Below are 20,589 nucleotides of genomic sequence, written 5' to 3' on the forward strand. Positions count from 1 at the left end.
TAGTTGTTTAATATGAAATACGTCGCAAATGAGAGCCTTACTTCAAGCTTTTTTGTGGGAAAATGCCTGGGCATTCCGGTATGTTTTTATCCGCCGACAGCCTAAAAGAAAACAAGGAGCCAGAAAACGGTTAATATCCTTGCTGTCATGCTGAAAGTGGTGGTAATCGCACAGATAAGGCTGCCGTTTTTAAGTCCAAAAATGGCGGTGTACCGGGGAAGGGTGCGCCTCACCCGGGTAAAGGGAATCATGAGCAGGCTGCCGGCCATTAACGATAAAATGGCCTGGAAATCGGTAACCACCTGCTGGTTTAAAAGATTGGACATGTAGGTGATGCCCACCGTGGGACTGAACACATAGGCACTCAAGGGACCCACCACAGCTGCCGGAAGATTTAAAAGGGCGGTCATGGGTACAATCAAAGTTTCAAGCCATGTGAGCATGCCGGTGTTCATGAGGATCTGTATGACCATGGTCACCGAGGAGAGCAATGTGATCATGCGGATGAACATTTTTTTCCTGGCATTCCAGGTATCTTTTAAAAGCTGCACCGGGGTGCGGGGAACACAGTTCGGGTCATGGGGATCACAGGTCATGGATTTAAAAGCATCTTTGGTGAGATTTTCCCCTGCAATGGTGAATTTTCCTGCCATAATGACAAATCCAAGTTTCAGACATCCGGTGAGCCAGAAGGCGGCAATGTAGATAAGACACAACCGCATGCCGAGAAGGGGCAGAACAATGGGCAGTTGAAAGGTGAGAATTTCTTTGAAATGAAAGGGCACCGTATTGAGAACCCCGGTTAAAATCAGTTCCCGGTCCGTGAGTTTACCATCGGCATGGAATTGGGCCGCCATGGAGTGGGCTGCGATCATGGACCCGATGGCAGACAAAAAGCTCACCGCACTTTCCGAGGGCAGGTTGGCCAGTCTGGCAACGGGTTTGCCAATGGGTTTAAGATAGGTCATCAAGCCCATCTGCATGAAAAGTTCTATACCAAAAAGGCTGACAAACATGATGGATCCCATGCGGAAGACCAGGTCAAGGGTGGTATTCAAAGAGAGAATGAGGCTGTCCATGTCATGGTTATAGTTTACAAAAGGGGGGGCGTCAATGCAAACCTGAATCTGGTTCAGAATATTTGGGTAACCTTATCATCCCTCATTCGCTTACCGACAACCGGTTTCATTTTGGGACTTGCCTTCTTTTTAAAAATTGATATGGTGTTTTATTCAGGCCTTTAACCTTTGGAGTTTATTCAGGTCGGTATGTTCTTTACTCGTCAGTCATAAGTTCTCCCGTTTGATGCCACATAATGTGGGGCTTTGAAATTGAACATATCCCATGTGGTATGAAAAATGAGAATTTCGGACTCATGAGTTTTTTATTAACAAAACCAATGACCATGTGAAAGGATGACATGTTGAAAAAATTTAAAAAGCTCATCTATACCCGCCCGTTTATTGTGTTTGTTTATCATTTTGTCCGGATGTACAGTCGGACATTCCGGTTTCGTGTGGAAAATGAACAGGCATGGCAACGTCTTCTGGGGCAGGACACCCCCATCCTTTTATGTGGGTGGCACCAGCAGTTTTTTGCCGTTATCCGATATTTTAAAACCTATTCAAAATTGAATCCGGCCCTGATGACCAGCCGCAGTAAAGACGGGGAGTTAATTTCCGCTGTGGCCAATAAAAGCGGCTGGCATACTGTCCGGGGCTCGTCTTCCCGGGGAGGAAAACAGGCCATGGATGCCATGATTGATCATTTGAACACCCACGGCTTTGGTGCCCATATCCTTGACGGCCCCCGGGGGCCCATGGGTATCATCAAACCCGGAGTGATCAGGATGGTACATCGAACCGGAGGGTGGGTGGTACCTTTTTATATTCAACCGGAGAATGCCTGGTATTTTAATTCCTGGGATCGGTTCATGCTTCCCAAACCGTTTTCAAAGGTTGTTCTGAGTTTTGGAGAGCCTTTGTCCTTTGTTCCGGAATCTGACAAGGACGCCTTTGAAGCACAGCGGCAACACCTTGAAAATATCATGTTGCCCCGGCTTGTGTTTGCCAGATAGTCGGTATTGCTCCATCGTATGCTCAACCCTGATTTCCCGGGAAAATAAAATTCCATTTACAATGGAGGGGATCATGGGGTCACTTCGGTGCGATTGCGTCCATTTCCCTTGGCTGCATAAAGGGCCTTATCCACGCGAATTGTGACATCGAGCACAGTTTCCTGATTAACAATCTGTGTCACCCCGAAACTGGCGGTGACAGAAATGGTTTTACCTTGGTGCAGTACATTTTGATCGACTTCAATGTTTTTACGAATCTTTTCCGCCACAGTCCGGGCCTGTTCCAGGTTGCAATCGGTGAGCAGTATCAGAAACTCTTCTCCCCCCCATCGACAAAGAATATCAGAGTCCCGGATATGGCTTTTTGCCGTGCGGGTGACCGCCTTTAATATTAGATCACCAATGGTATGGCCGTATGTGTCATTTATATTTTTAAAATGGTCAATGTCAAACATGATGGCAGCCAAAGGGCTATTGCGGCGTTTTGCCTGTTTAACGCTTTGGTTGAATAACATGTCAAACACCTGGCGGTTGGCTGCTCCGGTGAGTTTGTCCATGGTTGCCATCTCTTCCAGGCGCCTCTGGTATCCCCCGATGGTGATATAGGCCAGCAGCAGAACAATGGCGGTGACGGTGAAGCTGACCAGCAGATTGATCATCAGTGTGTTTAAAATTCGACCTTCAGCAGGATCATCTGCCTGCATCACCAGGAGGAACCATTCAAACTGGGGCACCATGCGGCTGTTTACATAAATGGTTTTTCCTTCATCTGTGTAGGTTAAGGCATTACTGGGGGTGGTGAGAATCCGTGTGGCATGTTTTGACAGCCCCGGTACCTTGCGAATATTGTCCGGGCCGGTGTAGTTTAAGCCGTGGAGGGTCAGCCGGCCTTCAGGATTAATAAAGTAAATTTTTCGACCGTAGCGGTGCTGGTAACTGTCAATTAAATCCCGAACGGCATTGACGGCAAGTCCCACCCCCGTGGCCCCGATGTAGCGGCCAGCATAATCAAATACCCGGTAATTGATAAAGATCACCATGGAATTTTTGTCAGCTGTGTCTGTGTCCACATTGACCTCATAGGGGTCCCGCATTTTTTGTACTCGGAAATACCAGGCATCCTGGGGATCTGTCTGGCTGACGGTTTTGAGAACCCCGGAGGGGTGATAATATTTTCTGGTCTTTTCCGACACAAAAAAACTGGTCACCGTGTCATACTGCAGCTGAATTTCCTTGAGATATCGAATAACGGCTTTGTCATCCTGTTCGCCTGCCATGGTCCAGTCCCGGAGAAACGTATCCTGGGCCATCAAAGAGGAGATGAACACCGGGCGCAAAAGATCCCGTTGAATTTCTGAATAGATGTTATCACTGGTCAGGGGAAGGGTGGTTTCAGTAATCTGCTCAGAAAGAGAGTCATGGGCCACATAATAGCTGATCAGGCAGGTGCTCAGAAAACCTGACAGCAGTAGAATACTCAGGATAGCCACAAAACGTATTTTGCTGTTTTTCACATACACCTCTTTAAAATGGACGGTCCTTTGTAAGTCCGGTTTTATCGGACAGGGACAGGGCTTAAAATTTGAAGGGCAATTGTATCTTACATCCGAATAAATGCAAGTATTAAAAGTAAGTATTTATTGTTATTATCGGTTTTTTTGTTTTGTCTGATACCCGGTTAATTCAACATATCCGGACCCGGAACTGTTTTTTCCTGAAACCTTCACTGCCCCTTCCCAGTAAACGAATTCTCCGGTGTGTTCCTGATTTTTAATGTAAGGCGTTACATTAAGCGTCATATCCAAGGGGGATAAAAAAATCGTCCATGCCGAAGGGTATATGCCACCGGTGACAGGACTTTTCCAGGTGTCTGTGCTTTTAATTGTGAAATCATCGGGGCCAAGGATGTCGTAACCGCCATGGGCATGGGAAATACATCCAAAGGAAAACCCATTGGGGCGGTTGTCTGCTTTTCTGACCTGGCACACCATGATGTCTTTTCCATCTTCCAGGTGCAGGGCAAACCAGTCCCATCCTTTTTCATTGTTGCCAAGGGCACTGGTGCTCCATTCGTGGTCAAACCAGCTGAGGCCTTTGACCTTTACTTCTCCCTTGGGCGTCTGGAGGGTTCCCTGGGTGTCAATCCGGGGAAACGAGTAATAATAAGAGGCATTTCCTGGCAGGGCGCTTTTCTGGCTAAGTCCCGATTTCCCCTGGAATACCGGAGGTTTTCCGGGGGACAGTTCCAGGTTTAAAGAAAAAAGAGACCCCCGGGCCCGCAGATGAATTGTATTTTCTTTTTCCAATGCTTCCCAATCATTTATCCACACCCGGTAGGGGTTGCCCATGGCACCGGCAATGCCCACGCTTTCCCGGTTCATACGGGTATCAGTGTAAAATTTTTTTGCTGTTACATCGGTAAGGGCAAAGTGGGCAAAGTAAAGCTGTCCGGTTCTCCATTTTGAAGATCCCCGGGGGGGCTCACAGGTGAGTGCTCTTCTGAAAAAGGTCAGCTGGTATCCGAAAATGCTGCCGGATCTGTCCGTAAGATTGCCGGTGTAATACCACCATTCGGTCTGAAAGGTGTTGTGGGGGCCAAGATCCCGGGGAAAGGTAATGACTTTTTCCCGGTCTGCCCGGTCAAAGCACGCTTCTTGGGAGGTGGAAGAGAGGGCCTGGCCAATGTCAAACCCTTTTTCCCTGTCCGGGGGGGCACCACATGCCAGGAAGAACATTCCTGACAGGAGAAGTGCGGCCGTGAGCACACCGGTCGGTTTTTTAAATTTTATTCCTGTGTTTATGCCGGGCCTGTTTTGTTGTTTCATAAATGAAATCCTGATTTAAAGGCAGTAACACCATTCTATTCCATGCGAAGGGCCGTGGGAATATCGTTTTGACCGGCTTTTACGGCAGGCAGAATACCGGCAACCACAGCAGCCACAATGGCCATGGCCACGGCGGTTAGAAAGCCCCGGGGCTGGAGCACCATGTCGTAGGTCCATCCAAAGGAGCGTTTATTGATTACATCAATGAGCACCCAGGAAAGAAAAAGCCCAAAGGGCAGGGCACATATTCCTGCAATGAACCCGGCATAGCCACACTCCAGAAGCAGTAATTTTGCCACCTGCACCGACTCGGCCCCCCAGGATCGTAAAATGGCCATTTCCCGGCTTCGTTCCAGCAGCAGAGCCATCACAGCGTTGATAATGCCGGTGAGGGCCACAATGGCCGTTAAAAACTGCAGGGCCGTGGTGATCATGAATGTATTGTCAAATACATCAAGAACACTTTGCTTTAATATTTTGCCGGAACGGATTTCCAGGGGTGGAAATGACCGGGATATGCTCCGGATGCTTTTAATGGTGCTATCCACGTCTTGACCCGGAGTTTGATCCGGGTTTAAAAAAAGTTGCAGGGAGGTGATACCGTCAAATCCCCAATGGGTTTTCAAGGTTTGTGGATGGACAATGATGCGGCCACCTCCCATGAAAAAATCCCGAAAAATGCCTGTTACCGGAAAGGTTTGAAGGCCCTGAAGTGTGTTTAAAGTGATCTTTGGCCCTTGTCCCGGAACAATGCCATGCCGGGCCGCAAATATTTCCGATACCTGGATGCGGCCCTGTGACGGCAGGGTATTTCCATTGGTTTGCGGGCTTGCTGTCCATATCCATTCCCTTTGGGATTGATCTGTGGCATAGGCAAACACATGGATTTTTCCTGTGCGTTCTGATAACACCGTCTGCATGGCATAGGCACTGACCTTTTCCACCCCGGGAAGGGTCGTTATTTCCTTCACCAGTGAGGCATCCATGGCAGGTTGTGTTTTATCTGCACATCGCACATGGATATCGCCGCCGATATTGTCGTCAATCCACTTTACCACCGACTGTCGAAAACTGACGGTCATGGTATCAATGCCGATGTACACAGCGGTCACCACCATGAGGGACGCAATGAGCACACTGGTGCGACTCAATGAGCGCACAATATTATTAAGGGCCATGCGGGTGAGCAGAGAAGGTATGGGGGCGGTCAGGCGCAAAAGCAGGGCAATCAGCATCCGGGTGAGCAGGGGAACCATAAATGATGCGCCGGTGAACATCATGAAAATACCCAGAAAATCCAGACTGGCACCGGTGTGGGGAAAAACAAAAAGAAAAAAAGCCAGCCCCAGAAGCAGTATGCCAATGAGGGTAAGGCCTAAAGCCATGCCCTGCAGCCGGGTTTCTGATGTGGATCGCCGGGAAAGTGTCACAGGTGGAATACGGCTTGCCGTAAGGGCCGGAAACAAGGTGGCTGCCACACAGGAAACCATGCCTGCTGAAAAGCCTTTAACCAGGGTGGGCCAGGCAATGTGAGTCTGGTTCACAGTGAGCACAAAATACATGTCTGACACAGTGGTACACACGGCATGGACTGCGCCCTTTCCCAGAATTATCCCCACAAGGATGCCCAGCAGGGAGCCTGCAATGCCGTATATAAATACTTCCAGGGTCACCATCATGAAAATATCCCTTTGGGTGGCCCCCAAAGAGCGCAGGATTCCGGTGAGGCGTTGACGCTGGGTAACGGAAAATGACACGGTGTTGTAAATGAGAAACATCCCCATGAAAAGGGCCAGCATGCTGAAGGCCGTAAGGCTGGTCTCAAAGGCCTGGGAAAGATTGCGAACGGCCCGGTTGTTCCGGGCTGTCTGCACCAGAGAGCTTCCCTTGGGAAGAATGGCTTTGACGGCGTTAACAGATTGGCTTGAGTCCAGTATGAGATCAATGTGGGAGATGCGGTCTCCCATGCCTGAAATTTCCTGGGCCGTGGCAATGTCCGTCACCAGGATGCCGGTGAGGGCAAGGCGTTCCAGGGGCGCTGTGCTGTGAAGAAATCCGGCAATGTGCACGCTGACCTGTTTTTTGCCGAAGACAAGGGTCAGCGTATCTCCCGGGGCAAGATTGTTTTCCCGGGCCAGGGTCTGGGAAAGGAGCACACCGTCCCCTGACATGAGCGTTTTTGCCAGGTTGGGGGTGCTTTGGGATGAATCCGGTGCCAGGGACAGGGAACGAAAGGCATTTTCCGAAAAAGGATCAATGCCAAGGAGCTGCATCTGTTTTTCACGGAGCTCCTTTACATGGGGATATTTGGAGATCACCGGGGCGCATTGTTTGATGCCCAGGGAGACTTTGAGGGTTGTAAATAAGGACTGGGAAAGGGACAATGTGGTGCCCACGATGCGGTGGGTGGCTTTGCCGGTGACAAGGCCGGTGGAGAGCTCAAAGGATTTGCTGACACTGGTTTTGGCAATGTCAATGGCCACCACCCCGGAAACCCCCAGTGCAATGCCAAGGATAAGCAAAAGGGTTCTTGCCCGGTGGTGTTTGCTGTATTTCAGGGCGGTTTTAATGAGAATACCGGGGGGCATCATCATTTCAACACCCCTTTTTCCGGAGACAGGGACAGATTTTTATCTTTAAAGGAGAATACCCGGTGGGCAAAGTCCACGGCGTCGGGGCTGTGGGTCACCATGATCAGGGTTTTTTGGCGTTGTGTAACCAGATTGACAATGAGTTCCAGAACTGTTTTTCCCGTGGCCATGTCCAGGTTACCCGTGGGTTCATCGGCAAGGATGATGTCAGGGTTATGGACCAGGGCCCGGACAATGGCCACCCGTTGCTGTTCCCCCCCGGACAGGGTGTCGGGGTAGGTTGCTCTTCGATGATAAAGTCCCACCTGATCCAGAAGAGAAAGGGCGTTTTCCCGGGCCTCTTTGGGGGATGCCTTGTCCAGCTCTGCAGTGAGGCAGACATTTTCAAGGACAGTGAGCACGGGGATCAGGTTAAAAAATTGAAAAATGATGCCGATTTTTTTTCTTCGAAAAATGGTGCGATCCCGGTCGGACATCTGGGTGATCACTGTATCTCCAATTGTAATGGCACCGGCATCCGGGGTGTCAATGCCCCCGGCCAGGTTCAAGAGGGAGCTTTTTCCCACCCCGCTTTTTCCCACAATAACAGAAACGGTCCTGGAGGGGAAAAGCGCATCTATCTCTTTAAAAATGAGGTGGCGGTTACCACTTTCATTGTATGACTTTGTAACCTTTGAAAAATGAATATCCATTTTGTTGCCTCCAGAGTCATGAATGTTCATAACCGCCGCAGGGGAGCTTATGATATTCTGATTAAAATCGCTGGACAGAAGGGCAGAGATGAAACCTACAGGCCCATTGAAAAAATCGTCTACCATGGCCGGGGTCTATTTCGGACAGGGAGGAGATGATCTCTTCCACACTTGGTTCATGGCCTTGTTTTTCCGGGCTTTTGGAGTAAAATTTGTCTGCCACGCAGATGATTTTTTCTTCCAGACTTTCTGGAACCATATCCCGGAGGGGCAGGGGGAGACGGTTGGATTTAATGTTGTCAAGGGTGATACCGGCTCCGGTGTGACGTTCCGATACCAGAGCATGCCGAAATAAGCCCATGTTATCCAAAAGCTGTCTGCCCAGAAAGCCGTGGCACACATAGGGGTGGGAGCCACGGCAGTGGATGGCAGGGGCATGGGTCATGAAGATGCCGATGTCATGGAGCATGGCCGCCTCCCGGATAAAATCGGTATCCGGATTCAGATGGGAGAGGGTGGCGGCCATTTCAAGGCTTTTTTGTGTGACAAGGTGGGCATGGCGCATGAACAGATCATAAAGATCTGTTCCCGGCCTGTAGTGTTCAGTGATAATATCCCGGACATTCATTATATTTTACCGGAAAGCAGCACCCCTTCAATGAACTGATCCAGATCCCCGTCCATCACCCGATCCACATCACCCACCTCAAAGTTGGTGCGGTGATCTTTCACCATGCGGTAGGGATGCATGACATAGGAACGAATCTGGTTACCCCAGGCGATTTCATCCTTGCCGTCGTGGAGATCCTGCATTTTGCGGTTCTGCTTTTCTTTTTCAATTTGATACAGCCTTGATTTCAACACCTTCATGGCAATTTCTTTGTTCCGGTGCTGGGAGGATTCCTGTTGACACTGGGCCACCACGCCTGTGGGGAGATGGGTGATCCTGACGGCACTGCTGGTTTTGTTGACATGCTGTCCTCCGGCACCGCTGGCCCGGTAGACATCCACCCGAAGATCCCCTTCGTCAATGTCAATTTGAATATCATCCTTGAGTTCCGGGTAAACAAACACCGACGCAAAGGAGGTGTGTCGTTTGCCGCTGGCATTAAAGGGAGAGATGCGCACCAGTCGGTGTACACCGGATTCCACCTTCATGTATCCATAACAATTGGTGCCGGAAACACTTAAGGTGGCACCTTTTAGCCCGGCTTCATCCCCTGGTTGATAATCAATGACTTGAAGCTTATACCCTTTTTTGGAAATCCAGCGGGTGTACATGCGAAAAAGTTTTTCAGCCCAGTCCTGGGAATCGGTGCCCCCGGCCCCTGCATTGATGGAGACAATGGCATTTTTGCCGTCATCTTCATCATTTAACATAATATTGATGGAAAATGATTTGATTTTTTTTTCAAGGCGTTTGAGCTGGGACTCCACCTCTTTTTCCACTTCCTTGTCCTTTTCTTCCCGGGCAAGTTCAAGCAGGGTGTCCGCATCTTCTATTTCCGTATAAATAGCTTGCCACGCCTCAATGAGATCAGATATTCGCGTTCGTTCTTTTAAAAGTTCCGTGGCTTTGTCATTGTCGTTCCAGAAATCTTCCCTGGCAATGAAACTTTCCAGTTCTCTTAACCTGTTTTCCTTAACAGGGAGGTCAAAGATACTCCTTGAGCTGTTCTGCTTTTTCATAAAAAGAGGAAATGCTCTGTTTTGTTTCTAAGGACATGGGGTTCTCCTGTGAGTTTTCTTTTGATTGTGTTCAAGCCCTATTATTCAACTTAGGGCACTATTTATCATAAAAGTCCGCTTCATTGCAACACAACAGATGAAATGGCCCAGGGCTTTTAAACCCTGGCTGTTTTTATTTTTTAAAATACATTGTCAATGAATCAAACGGCGTTATGGATTTGTTTTTCTTGACTTTTTTGCTGTTTTTTGATTGTTTCTGAATTTTAGGGCCTGTGGTAAAATAGATGAAATGAATCGACTGTAAGTCTCATGGTCATGGGATTACACTTTCATTCCCTGATTTTTAAACAGGCTTTTAGTGCACCCCGGTTGTGGTGTGAGTTTTAAAATTAATTACGCGGTGATAAAAGGCAGATAAAACCCTCGTGAAAACAGGTTCCATAAAATTTGCTCCCCAAAAGGGCAAAATATATAAAACCCCTGAAGGCATGATTTTGTGGGGAGGGGTTCTTCTCACCGTGGCGCTCATGGGCCTGATTATCTGGTTTGCCCTCACTGATCCCCCCAGGGCGGGCAATCTTTTGCTGGCCTTTGCGGCACATATTTTCGGGGGACGGGCTGCGGGGATTGGGCTCTGTTTTATGGCGGGGTTTAACCTTGTATGGACCCTGCTGTACAATTTTTATCTTGAAATTCTCATTGTCTGCCTGGCCTACTCTGTATTTATTCTCTCCATGAGTAACCACATTAAATTTAAGTGGGTGATGCAGATTTCCGTTGCCATGAAAAATAAAGCTGAAAAGCACAAGGATAAGATAGAAAAATATGGCTGGATCGGCCTGTTTCTTTTTGTCATGGTTCCGCTTCCGGTGACAGGACCTGTCACAGGTTCCATCATGGGATATCTTCTTAACATCCATGTGGGGCGAAATTTCAGTGCTGTGTTTCTGGGAACCTTTGCTGCGATTTTTTTCTGGGTTATTTTTTTTGATTTTTTAGAACAGCATGTTCATGTGATTCAATATGTCATTATTGGCATTGTTTTGATTGTGCTTTTTTCCCACCTTAAAACCATTAAACGATGGCTTCAATGAGAATATAACCGCCACGGTCAAATTTCATTCTGATCCTGCTTTGCCCACAATGAATATTAAAAATGGTATTATACCGCCGTCCCCCCGATGGGTAATGGGCCCGGACCGGAACTGTAGACAGCTCAATTGTCCGGTTCCTATTGCCCATCGGGGGGGCGGCTTTGCTGAGGTTGCCTTGGAGGCTGCCTTTTCATATAAAATTTTTTCCAGGGGCATGCGAAAATGAGCGCGGAAATAAGACAGACCCATGCAAACACATCGCCATGTGTGGTATAAAAACTCATTGAGCTGATACAGGGAACCTGCCGGGTCAGGGTGGTCTTTTCAAAAAGAGCTGTGGTGCCCGTGATGACGCCCCGGGGATCAATAAATCCGCTGATGCCGGTGTTGGCAGCCCTTGCAACACTTCTTCTGTTTTCCACAGCCCTGAACACAGCCATGGAAAAATGCTGTAGCGGCGCAGATGTGCGCCCGAACCAGGCGTCATTTGTCATGGTAACCAGAAGATCTGCCCCGTTTTTCACCACGGTTGCGGCAAGTTCAGGAAAGATAATTTCAAAGCAGATGAGCACACCGGCACGGCTGCCCTTGAATGCCAGGGGCTTTGCATTGGAAGATCCCGGTGAAAAATCCCCTGCCTGGGATGTCAATTTATCCAGAAACGTTAAATATTTACCAAAGGGAACATACTCACCAAAGGGTACCAGATGGCTTTTATCGTAAAAATCACTGACAATGGCCCGGGGGGTGAGCATGTACGCCCGGTTAAAAAAATGAAAGTCATCCTCCCCCACAAGGGAAAAAGCAGGACTGCCAATGATAAACCATGCATTGCTTTGTCGGATGCATTGGTTTACCCCATGGGAGCTCTCTTCATCCCAGGTATAATAAAAGGGAAGGGCCGTTTCCGGCCATACGATCAAATCCCTTGGCCGGCTGGAAAGATTTGACCGGGAAAGTTCGCAATAGGTTGACACGGTGACGGTCTTATAAGCGTCATCCCATTTTGCTGCCTGGGGAATATTGCCCTGGATTACTGATACAACCTGTTTGGGGGCATGGGCCATGGCGGTTTGCGTGGCGGTCATGCTTTTATGGCCATAGATCATGATGCCGCCCAGGGTGGGCAGGAGCAACGCGGCCCAGGTAAATAAGGCGATTCTCCGGCTTTTTTTTATTTCAGGGGGATGTTGTTCATTGCCACGGTGATGCCACGCCATGGCCAGGGTGGCATTGACCGCCACAATGATAAAGGAAACACCGTAGACGCCGGTGATGTCTGCCATCTGGATCAAATTTATATTCAGATACTGGGAATATCCTGTGAGGCCCCAGGGAAACCCGGTGAATATATTTGCCCTTGTGAATTCAAGTGCCACCCACAAAGAAGCTGCTTTAAGTGGCAGAAAGGCAGAAAAATGCGTGTCAAAACAATCCCGGGAAATGATCATACAAAAAAATGCCGGGTAAAGGGCCAGGTAGAACACCATCAAAATAAGGACCGGCATGGCAAGTAAAACAGGCAGGTTGCCATAAATGCGAAGGGTGGGCAATATCCAGTAAATTAAGGAGAAAAAGTGCCCCATACCCATGGCCAATCCCATGCCAAATGCTTGGGCAGGAGATGTTCCCCTTATGGACAATAAAAGGGGTATCAGCGCCCCCCATGCCAGCCAGGACCATTGGGTGGCGGGAAAGGCAAGGGTCATGATAAAACCGCTTGTCAGTGCAGGAAAATAACGCAGCAATCGTTCTGGAAAAAAGTTAAAAAGGCTCATGGATAGGTTATGCTTGCTGCTTTTTTTCTGCCTGTGCAGGGGGATCATGGTCACACAGGGGGGTATTGTCTGTGGGAAGTGTAATGGTGAACAGGGCTCCGCCATGGGGTGCATTTGCGGCCTCCAAAAGACCGCCGTGCTCATGGATTGAGTCAGAACAGATGGTTAACCCCACACCCATGCCTAATTTTTTTTTGGTTGTGAAAAAGGGCACAAACAAATTGGGAAGCACATCCTCTTTAATGCCGGGACCGTTGTCCTGGAATTTAATAACAATTCTTTTCCGGTGACAGCGGGTCTGTATTTTTATTTCAAGGTTTCTGGGTTTTTCTGTTTCATGGACATTGTCATCGGCCATGGCCTCCATGGAGTTGTTGATCAAATTGATGAACACATGGCTGAGGAGCTGGGAGGATGCAAATATATACGGCATGTTCGGTTCAAGATCCAGCTGGATGGTTCCCCCCACCTTTGCCACCTGGGTGTTAAAAAGGGAAAAGGTGTTGGATATGACCCGGTTGAGATTAATGTGGGACTTTTCAAGCCCGCTGGGGCGGTTCAGATCCATGAGGTTTTTTACGGTTTTTTTAATGGATTGAAGTCCTGTTTCAATACTTTCAAGCTCTTCAAGGCTTTCACTTTCCTGTGGTACGTCATCCTTCATCAGTTCCACCAGGGAAAAAATACCCTGGAGTGGTGAGTTGATCTCATGGGCAACGGTGGTGGCAAGCTGACCGGCAGCGGCAAATCGTTCTGTTTTTACCAGTCGTTTATTCATCTCCATCAATTCTGCAGTGCGCTTTCTGACGGCCTCTTCAAGCTCGTTTCTTAAGACGGTGATTTCCTGTAATCGCTGGGTCATGCGGTTAAAATTCCTGGCAAGCTGACCAAGTTCGTCCTTGGAAGTTACCTCTATATTGGTTTTCAAGTCCCCTTCTCCCACCCGCCGGGTACCCTCTGTCAGGCTTTTAAGGGGACGGGTCAGGCCATGGGTCAGTATCATCAAGGCCACTGCCATGGCAATGGCGCCCAGCAATCCGGTAATCCATATCAAAGGTTTTATGCGCTGGGCTGCCCCGAAAAATTCTTTCTGGGGATCTGTGGCAATGATAAACCATTGCCAGGGTTCAAAATATCCATAAAATGCAAGATTGTAGCCCTGATCCGAGCGGTAGGTAAGTGTGCCTCTTTTTTCCTTTAATTGTTGAAACCAGCTTTCATCGGAGACATTATATCCCACCAATGAAGAATTGGGATTGAAAACAATGTGCCCTTGCTTGTCCACAGCAAAAATATAGCCTTCTTTTCCCACCCCAATGGTGCGGATTTGTTTTTCTGCATCCATTTGGGCTTTTAGCACGCTGGCAGGGATGCCTTCCAGATCGTAGCTTTTTAGATTTTGATCTTGTTGTTCAGCAATGTGAATGGCTTCGGACAGGCGGGTTTCAAGCCATGTGGTTGCCAGGGTTGTCAGGGCTTTTGAGGTAAAATGGGAGTGGATAAGTCCCATGAGGATGACTATAAGAAGTCCTATGGGCAGAAGGGTCAGGAGAATTTTATAATAAATTTTCATTGTATTGTTGTTTTCTCCTTATTTTAGCATGGTGATGCACCATGAAATGTATCTGAAATAACAGCTCCGGGTAACAAGTCTTAATAGACACTAAAAACATACCGTTGACGGTGTGTCAATCTTTATTCAACGGCTCATGTGGCGGTGGGGGGATGACGTTGGGATGAAGCTCCATAATAAAAAAGGGTTTGCATAAAAAAATATGCAAACCCTTGAATTCTGTGGTAGGCACGAGCAGGCTTGAACTGCTGACTTCTACCGTGTCGAGGTAGCGCTCTACCAACTGAGCTACGCGCCTTTATGGAAAAAGATAATTATCACCATATCCCAGTCCTGTCAATACTCAATTGCGGTGACATGTTAATTTTTTTAGGGTCGTTTGTCATCCCCGTCGGGGGGCGGCGGTATAATACCATTTGGCTCCGCGTTTACGACCCTATATTTTTTGTGTCCCACAGGACATGCCCGTTATTCGGAAATGAAGGCCCCTTCAATGTCTTTGGTTTCAACGGGCTGTGCACCATCCTGGGGTATGAATCTGATGGTCAAAGAGCGGTCCGTGACATTGGAAAGGCTTAAGTTAAAAGAATCAAAGGTCTGCACCATCAGGGCATCAGCCAGTTTTCTGCCGTTACCCTGGTAGATAATATCCACAACGGCATTGTCCGAACTCAGCTCCTTTGTTTGAATATCTTTAATGCCGGACATGGTATTTAAAATTTTTCTGAGCATGATGAAACTGGACAGATAGTCATCCCCTTCAATGCGGGTTTCAATGGTCTGGGGGCCCAGTGCTTTTCCGGACCATGCAGCATCCAGCCGGGATAAAAGCGTTTCTGCCGCCAGGGTTCCCGACTGTGTAAGGCTATCCTCTATACCTGTCTGGCTGAAATCACTTTTTACCACCGCATCGGTGGTAAAGGAGGTGAGCCTTTTTCCCGAGCTCACCTGGAAGGCCTCCAGGGCCACTGTGGATTTATAGGCTTTTTCTTCACCCATGACATTGGAGGCTTCCCGGGCCATGGCCTTGGCCATGATCATCACATCGGCGTTGAGCTGTGCGGCCATACCCAATGCGGCATCGGCATCATGGATAAAATTAAAGGTAATGCCCAGGGAGCGAACCTGCTCTGAAGGGGGCTGGGCCATGCTCATGTAGTTTTTGCCGGCCAGCACTTTTTTAAAAGCATCCTGGGCAAGGGATTGAAAGGGCAGGGGGTTGTTGCCCCACCAGTAGCGGGGCAAAATTTCGCCTGGTACCTGTTCGGACATGAAAATTAAAATCCGGGGCAGGTTCTTTCCTGTTTTTTCTGTTTGGTATCTTGAAAAAAGGGCGTTCAAGGTTGCACCGTTAAGGGTTGATTCCACAGCAACAATATACTGTTTTCCTTTTTTGATTTCCCCTAACACTTTGTAGGTGACGATATGGTCCTGGGCAGATCCTGTGAGTACATTGGCCAGAAGGGGCAGGCTGGAGGAAATTTCCGGGGGGGGGATCATGGCAAGAATGGCCTGGGATACGGCGGCATCCATGGCATCTGCAATGGCGCGCTTTTTTGCCTTGGAGATGTTATCTCCTGAAATGGCGTGTTTACCAAGGGAAATCACTGTGGGATTTTCCCGGGCCAAAGCTGCTGTGTGGCAAAAACAGGTTAATAAAAAAAACAGGCCTGTGGCTGCCATGGCAGCAGGTTTAAATCTGTTCATTTCTCCTCCTGATAAAGGGTGTACAGATGCGATGATACCATTTGACATGGCGTGGAGGGTGCCAGCCGAATATTTAGCACCTAAACATTTCTGGCAATGGCATAATCTGCAATTAGCATCATGGTATCCATGGCCTGGCAGGGGGTAAATACCCCAAGGCTTTGCTTGGCCAGGTCTATATGGTGAGCGGCTTTTTGTTCGGTATATTCAATGCCTTTATATTGATGAAGTTGTTTTTGAAGTGTATTGAAGTCCTTTTCATCAAAATCAGGATCGGCAATGACATTGAGCATCCAGGTGCGATCCCTTTCAGGTGCATTTTCAAGGGCTTTAATCAGGGGAAGGGTCAGTTTGCCCTCCCGGATATCTGCGCCGGGATTTTTACCGAGGGTTTCTGCCTTGGCTGTGTAATCCAGGAGATCATCCGCCATCTGAAAAGCCACCCCCAGGTGGTAGCCAAAGGCATCCAGGGCTGCTTCTTTTTTATTTCCTGCCCGGGCCAGTATGCCCCCGCTTTTGCAGGCCCCCTGGAGTAGAACAGCGGTTTTTCGCTGGATAACAGTCATGTACTGTGCTTCGGTGAGACGGGCATTGCCCTTTTGTTCCATCTGCTCAATTTCACCCTGGGACATCTCTTCTGTGATGTTTGCCATTACGGCAATGATGTCCGGCAGGCCGGTTTTTGCCGCAAGGGACAGGGACCGGGCCAGGAGAAAATCTCCGGTGAGCACCACTTTGGGGCGACTCCATTGGGTGTGGGCAGCCGGTTTTCCCCTCCTTAAATCCGCCTCATCCACCACATCATCATGGAGCAGAGTTGCGGCATGGAGATATTCAAATATGGTGGAAAAACCAATTGTATCATTCCCCCGGTAACCGCACAGGCGGGCGCTTAAAATCATTAAAAGGGGTCTGATGCGCTTGCCGCCGCTGAATAACAGATGGCCTGCTATCTCTTTTACCAGGGGAAGATTGGGGGTCAGGTTCCCATGGAGCGCAGTTTCAATGTCAATGAGATCTTGTTCCACCAGCGATATCAGTCTGCGCTTCAACTCCTGTTTCATATATTTTCTCCTGACAGGTCATATTCATGGGTTTCTGTAATCTTTACATCAGCAAAGGTACCGATTTCAAGTCCTGATCCATAAATAAATGTAATACCGTCCACTTCAGGGGCCTGGAACTGTGTCCTGCCAAGGTAAATGCCGTCATCGGGATTTTCCTCCACCAGCACCGGAATGGTCTTGCCCAGGTACTTCTGGTTGATGGTTTCGGAAATTTCTGCCTGGCGGGCCATGACGGTGTCGTGGCGCTCCTCCCTGATATGTTCCGGTACATGGTTTTTCAAATGATGGGAAGCAATATCCTCGGAATCGGAATAGGGAAATACCCCCAGGTGGTCAAATTGAATATCTTCAACAAATTTCATCAGGGTGTTAAATTCTGATTCTGTTTCCCCGGGAAATCCGGTGATGAGGGTGGTCCTTAAAACAGCCCGGGGATCCATGGAACGGATGGTTTCAAACAGGGTGTAAAGATCCTCCATGGTATAATTGCGGCCCATGCGTTTAAGGGTGCGGGAATCGGCATGCTGTACGGGAATATCGTAGTAACTGCAGATATTTTTATTTTCAGCAATGGCTTTGATAACACTTTTATCAATGGAGGAGGGGTGGGTGTAAAGAAGGCGTATCCAGGTGGGGTGTTTTTTTTCAATTCCAGCCACCTTTTGGGATACCGCACTTAATAGATGACTTAAAGGGACGGGGGGAGTAAAATCCAGGCCGTAATCTGTGGTGTTTTCCCCCACCAGAACGATTTCATTCACCCCTTGGGACACCAATGTGGCGGTTTCTTTTACCACACTGTCCACCGGCCGGCTTCGCTGTATTCCCCGGAGGGTGGGAATGATGCAATAGGTGCATTTACGATTACATCCTTCAGACACCTTGACATAGGCCATGTAATCCTGGGTGATCTTCCGGGGCAGGGGAAGCCCCTGGAGTTCCCGGGCGCAGGGATCGGGCAGCAGAGTCAGTACTGATTTTGAGCTATCCTCAACCGCCTCAACAATGGCATCACACGCCCCGGTGCCAAGAAAGGCATCCACCTCGGGCAGGGCGTCTGTCAGGGTGTCATCACGGAAACGTTCCGGCAGACATCCGGTGACCACCAGACGTCTGCAGGAACCCTCTTTTTTGTATTGAGCCATGTCAAGGATGGTGTCAATGGCCTCGGCCGAAGCCGCTGCAATGAACCCACAGGTGTTGACAATGATCACCTCGGCCCCGGAGGGGTCCGAGGTGATATCATGGCCCCGGGATGCCAGCCGACCCAGCATGACTTCGCTGTCCACCTGGTTTCGGCAGCATCCCAGTGTTTCAAGATAGATGATCATAAAGCCTTGGCCATCATGTCACCCAGCTGTTTGCTGAACCGGGCCGGGTTGTCGATTTTACCGCCTTCACTGATGATGGCAATGTCCAAAAGCAGTTCACTGTAATCCTGGAGGGCCGGATTGGTGGTGTCTGTTTCAAAGATTTCCTTGATTTTGGCAATCACCGGATGCTTCACATTAAGTTCCAAAGATCTTTTCTGATCCGGTGCATCCTGGCCCGAGGCTTTCATGATTTTTTCCATGTAGGCGCTCATGCCAAAATCATCCCCGGACAGGCAGGCCACGGAATCTTTAAGGCGATTGGAAATTTGAACCTCTTTGACCTTGTCTTCAAGTTTCTCTTTGATGAAGTTGAAAAGGGGCGTATAGGCATCTTTTTCCTTTTCATCCACCTTGTCCAGATCCAGGTCTCCCTTTTCCGCACTTTTGAGTTTTTTCTCCTTGTACTCGGGAAGGGACTGGGTCACCCATTCATCCACAGGGTCCACCATGAGAATAACTTCATAATCTTTGGCCTTAAGGGCTTCCAGAAGGGGGCTGTTGATAAGGGCATTCATGTTTTCGCCGGTGATGTAGTAGATCTCTTTTTGATCATCTGCCATGTTTTCAATGTACTGATCCAGAGAAATATATTTGCCGTCGGATTTGGTGGTCTTGTACCGAAGCAAAGAGGCGATGCGGTCTTTGTTTTCAAAATCTGTGGGAATACCCGCCTTGATGGCCTGGCCGAACTCTTCGTAAAAGGTTTCGTATTTTTCTTTATCCATATCCTCAAGCAGGCTGAATATTTTTTTCACCAGGTTTTTCCGGATATTTCTCACCAGCCGGTCTTCCTGGAGAATTTCACGGCTTACATTGAGGTTAAGATCCGGGGCATCCACAACACCCTGGACAAAGCTTAAATATTCCGGAAGCAGTTCTTTGCAGTCATCCATGATGAATACCCGTTTGCAATAGAGCTGCATGCCGTGCTTTCTTTCCGGTCGGAACATGTCAAAGGGGGCCTTGGAGGGCAGAAACATGAGGGCATCATATTCGGTGATTCCTTCAAATTTTTTGTGCAGAATCTCCATGGGTTTATCCCAGTTATGGCTGATGTGTTTGTAAAATTCCTCATATTCCTCTTCGGTGACATCATCAGGGCTTTTTGCCCATATGGCCTTCATGGAGTTCAGGGTTTCATCGGCCCTTACTTTTTTAAAGGTGTCTCCAATGGGTTTGCCGTCACTGTCTTTCACAATCTGTTCTTCGGGCAGGGGTTCTGTTTTTTCCACGTTCATGACAACGGGATAGGTGACAAAGTCGGAATGTTTTTTAATGATGTGGCGGATGGTGTACTCTTCCGTGAAATCCTGATCTCCCTCTCCGGTCTCTTTTAATTCAAGGGTGATGGTGGTGCCTCTTTTCTCCTTTTCAACGGTTTCAATGGAGTAGGAGCCTTTACCGTCGGATTCCCATTTTACCCCTTCTTCGCTGCCGGCGGCCCGGGTCACCAGGGTGACTTTATCTGCGGCAATGAATGCGCTGTAAAATCCCACACCAAACTGGCCGATGAGTTCCGGAGAAAGGCCGTTTTCTTTTTTTGATTTCTCCAGGGCTTCCATGAATGCGGCTGTACCGCTTTTGGCAATGGTTCCAATGTTTTCATTGACCTCGTCATAGGTCATGCCGATACCGTTATCGATGATTTCAAAGGTCTTTTTTTCAGGGTCTGTGGAAATTCTGATTTGGTAATCATTGTCATCTTCAAACAGTTCCGGCTGGGTCTGCTCTTTGAATCTTGCCTTATCAATGGCATCAGATGCATTGGAAACCAGCTCCCGGATAAAAATTTCCTTGTTGGAATAAAGGGAATTGATGATCAGGTGCAAAAGCTGCTGAACTTCGGTTTTAAATTCACATGTTTCTTTCTGGGTACCCATGGTATCTCCTGTGTCAATGATAATGTTTTGGTTTTTTATATCTGATTTTCATGTTATTCTTATGGGAAATCAGAAAAAATATTTTTTATTCCGGTTTGCCGGATAAATAAATCTGCTCTTCCATCTGGACATTTATATGTCTGCTTTTGACATCGTCCGGTTGGATTTCATTTTGCCATAAAAAATTGGTGCAAAATTAGAATTGTCAAGTTTATGATTAATTTTTGACCTTTTAAGATTTAA

At 48.2% G+C, this 20,589-nt stretch carries 15 protein-coding genes and 1 tRNA gene; 2 read left to right on the forward strand and 14 right to left on the reverse strand.

The annotated features are described in order from the left end of the window. Nucleotides 1-101: 101 nt before the first annotated feature. Nucleotides 102-1,079, reverse strand: a complete 978-nt coding sequence (locus tag B9A32_RS16625; RefSeq protein ID WP_084071080.1) for a hypothetical protein — start codon at nt 1,077-1,079, stop codon at nt 102-104. A 341-nt stretch (nt 1,080-1,420) separates the two neighbouring features. Here B9A32_RS16625 and B9A32_RS16630 point away from each other — a divergent pair, with 341 nt between their 5' ends. Beyond that, nucleotides 1,421-2,077: a lysophospholipid acyltransferase family protein gene (locus B9A32_RS16630; protein WP_084071081.1), complete on the forward strand. Its 657-nt coding sequence runs from the start codon at nt 1,421-1,423 to the stop codon at nt 2,075-2,077. Between the two features lie 71 nt (nt 2,078-2,148). Here B9A32_RS16630 and B9A32_RS16635 read toward each other — a convergent pair whose 3' ends face one another. From B9A32_RS16635 to prfB, 6 genes are all read right to left on the reverse strand, one after another. Beyond that, complete coding sequence (locus B9A32_RS16635) at nt 2,149-3,591, reverse strand: sensor domain-containing diguanylate cyclase (protein ID WP_084071082.1); 1,443 nt, start codon at nt 3,589-3,591, stop codon at nt 2,149-2,151. A gap of 132 nt (nt 3,592-3,723) precedes the next feature. Then, a complete protein-coding gene (locus B9A32_RS16640; RefSeq protein WP_084071083.1) occupies nt 3,724-4,902 on the reverse strand; it encodes a lipocalin-like domain-containing protein in 1,179 nt (392 codons plus the stop codon). Nucleotides 4,903-4,937: 35 nt separating this feature from the next. Further along, a complete protein-coding gene (locus B9A32_RS16645; RefSeq protein WP_084071084.1) occupies nt 4,938-7,496 on the reverse strand; it encodes an FtsX-like permease family protein in 2,559 nt (852 codons plus the stop codon). Continuing rightward, entirely contained in the window at nt 7,493-8,185 is a 693-nt protein-coding gene (locus B9A32_RS16650) for an ABC transporter ATP-binding protein (RefSeq protein WP_084071085.1), read from the reverse strand. Before B9A32_RS16650 ends, B9A32_RS16645 begins: the two co-directional genes overlap by 4 nt. A gap of 61 nt (nt 8,186-8,246) precedes the next feature. Next, the gene (locus B9A32_RS16655) at nt 8,247-8,813 is read right to left on the reverse strand and encodes an HD domain-containing protein (RefSeq protein WP_084071086.1); all 567 of its coding nucleotides are present in this window, start codon (nt 8,811-8,813) and stop codon (nt 8,247-8,249) included. Continuing rightward, nucleotides 8,813-9,911, reverse strand: a protein-coding gene (gene prfB / locus B9A32_RS16660; RefSeq protein ID WP_232367207.1) for a peptide chain release factor 2 whose coding sequence is annotated in 2 segments (ribosomal slippage) — nt 8,813-9,841 and nt 9,843-9,911 — 1,098 coding nt in all. Because the reading frame shifts where the segments join, the coding sequence is not laid out codon by codon here. The genes B9A32_RS16655 and prfB overlap by 1 nt, the downstream gene beginning before the upstream one ends. 388 nt (nt 9,912-10,299) lie before the next feature. Between prfB and B9A32_RS16665 the strand changes: the two genes are divergently transcribed. After that, the gene (locus B9A32_RS16665; RefSeq protein ID WP_084071089.1) at nt 10,300-10,968 is read left to right on the forward strand and encodes a small multi-drug export protein; all 669 of its coding nucleotides are present in this window, start codon (nt 10,300-10,302) and stop codon (nt 10,966-10,968) included. Nucleotides 10,969-11,105: 137 nt separating this feature from the next. Here B9A32_RS16665 and lnt read toward each other — a convergent pair whose 3' ends face one another. The 7 genes from lnt to htpG form a co-directional block, all read right to left on the reverse strand. Beyond that, nucleotides 11,106-12,746 (reverse strand): apolipoprotein N-acyltransferase, encoded by a 1,641-nt coding sequence (gene lnt / locus B9A32_RS16670; RefSeq protein WP_084071092.1) that lies wholly within the window; start codon nt 12,744-12,746, stop codon nt 11,106-11,108. Between the two features lie 7 nt (nt 12,747-12,753). Beyond that, on the reverse strand, nt 12,754-14,319 hold the full coding sequence (locus B9A32_RS16675) for an ATP-binding protein (RefSeq protein WP_084071095.1): 1,566 nt from the start codon (nt 14,317-14,319) through the stop codon (nt 12,754-12,756). 222 nt (nt 14,320-14,541) lie between these two features. Then, nucleotides 14,542-14,617, reverse strand: a tRNA-Val gene (locus B9A32_RS16680). Between the two features lie 170 nt (nt 14,618-14,787). After that, complete coding sequence (locus B9A32_RS16685; RefSeq protein WP_084071097.1) at nt 14,788-16,026, reverse strand: hypothetical protein; 1,239 nt, start codon at nt 16,024-16,026, stop codon at nt 14,788-14,790. 80 nt (nt 16,027-16,106) lie between these two features. Beyond that, nucleotides 16,107-17,090: a polyprenyl synthetase family protein gene (locus B9A32_RS16690; protein WP_084071099.1), complete on the reverse strand. Its 984-nt coding sequence runs from the start codon at nt 17,088-17,090 to the stop codon at nt 16,107-16,109. After that, nucleotides 17,087-18,424 carry a 30S ribosomal protein S12 methylthiotransferase RimO gene (gene rimO / locus B9A32_RS16695; RefSeq protein ID WP_084071102.1) on the reverse strand — a complete coding sequence of 446 codons (1,338 nt, stop codon included), beginning with the start codon at nt 18,422-18,424 and terminating at the stop codon, nt 17,087-17,089. Before rimO ends, B9A32_RS16690 begins: the two co-directional genes overlap by 4 nt. After that, on the reverse strand, nt 18,421-20,346 hold the full coding sequence (htpG, locus tag B9A32_RS16700; protein WP_084071105.1) for a molecular chaperone HtpG: 1,926 nt from the start codon (nt 20,344-20,346) through the stop codon (nt 18,421-18,423). Before htpG ends, rimO begins: the two co-directional genes overlap by 4 nt. Nucleotides 20,347-20,589: the final 243 nt, after the last annotated feature.

The sequence above is a fragment of the Desulfocicer vacuolatum DSM 3385 genome (genome assembly GCF_900176365.1).
In the GTDB taxonomy this organism is placed as follows: domain Bacteria; phylum Desulfobacterota; class Desulfobacteria; order Desulfobacterales; family Desulfobacteraceae; genus Desulfocicer; species Desulfocicer vacuolatum.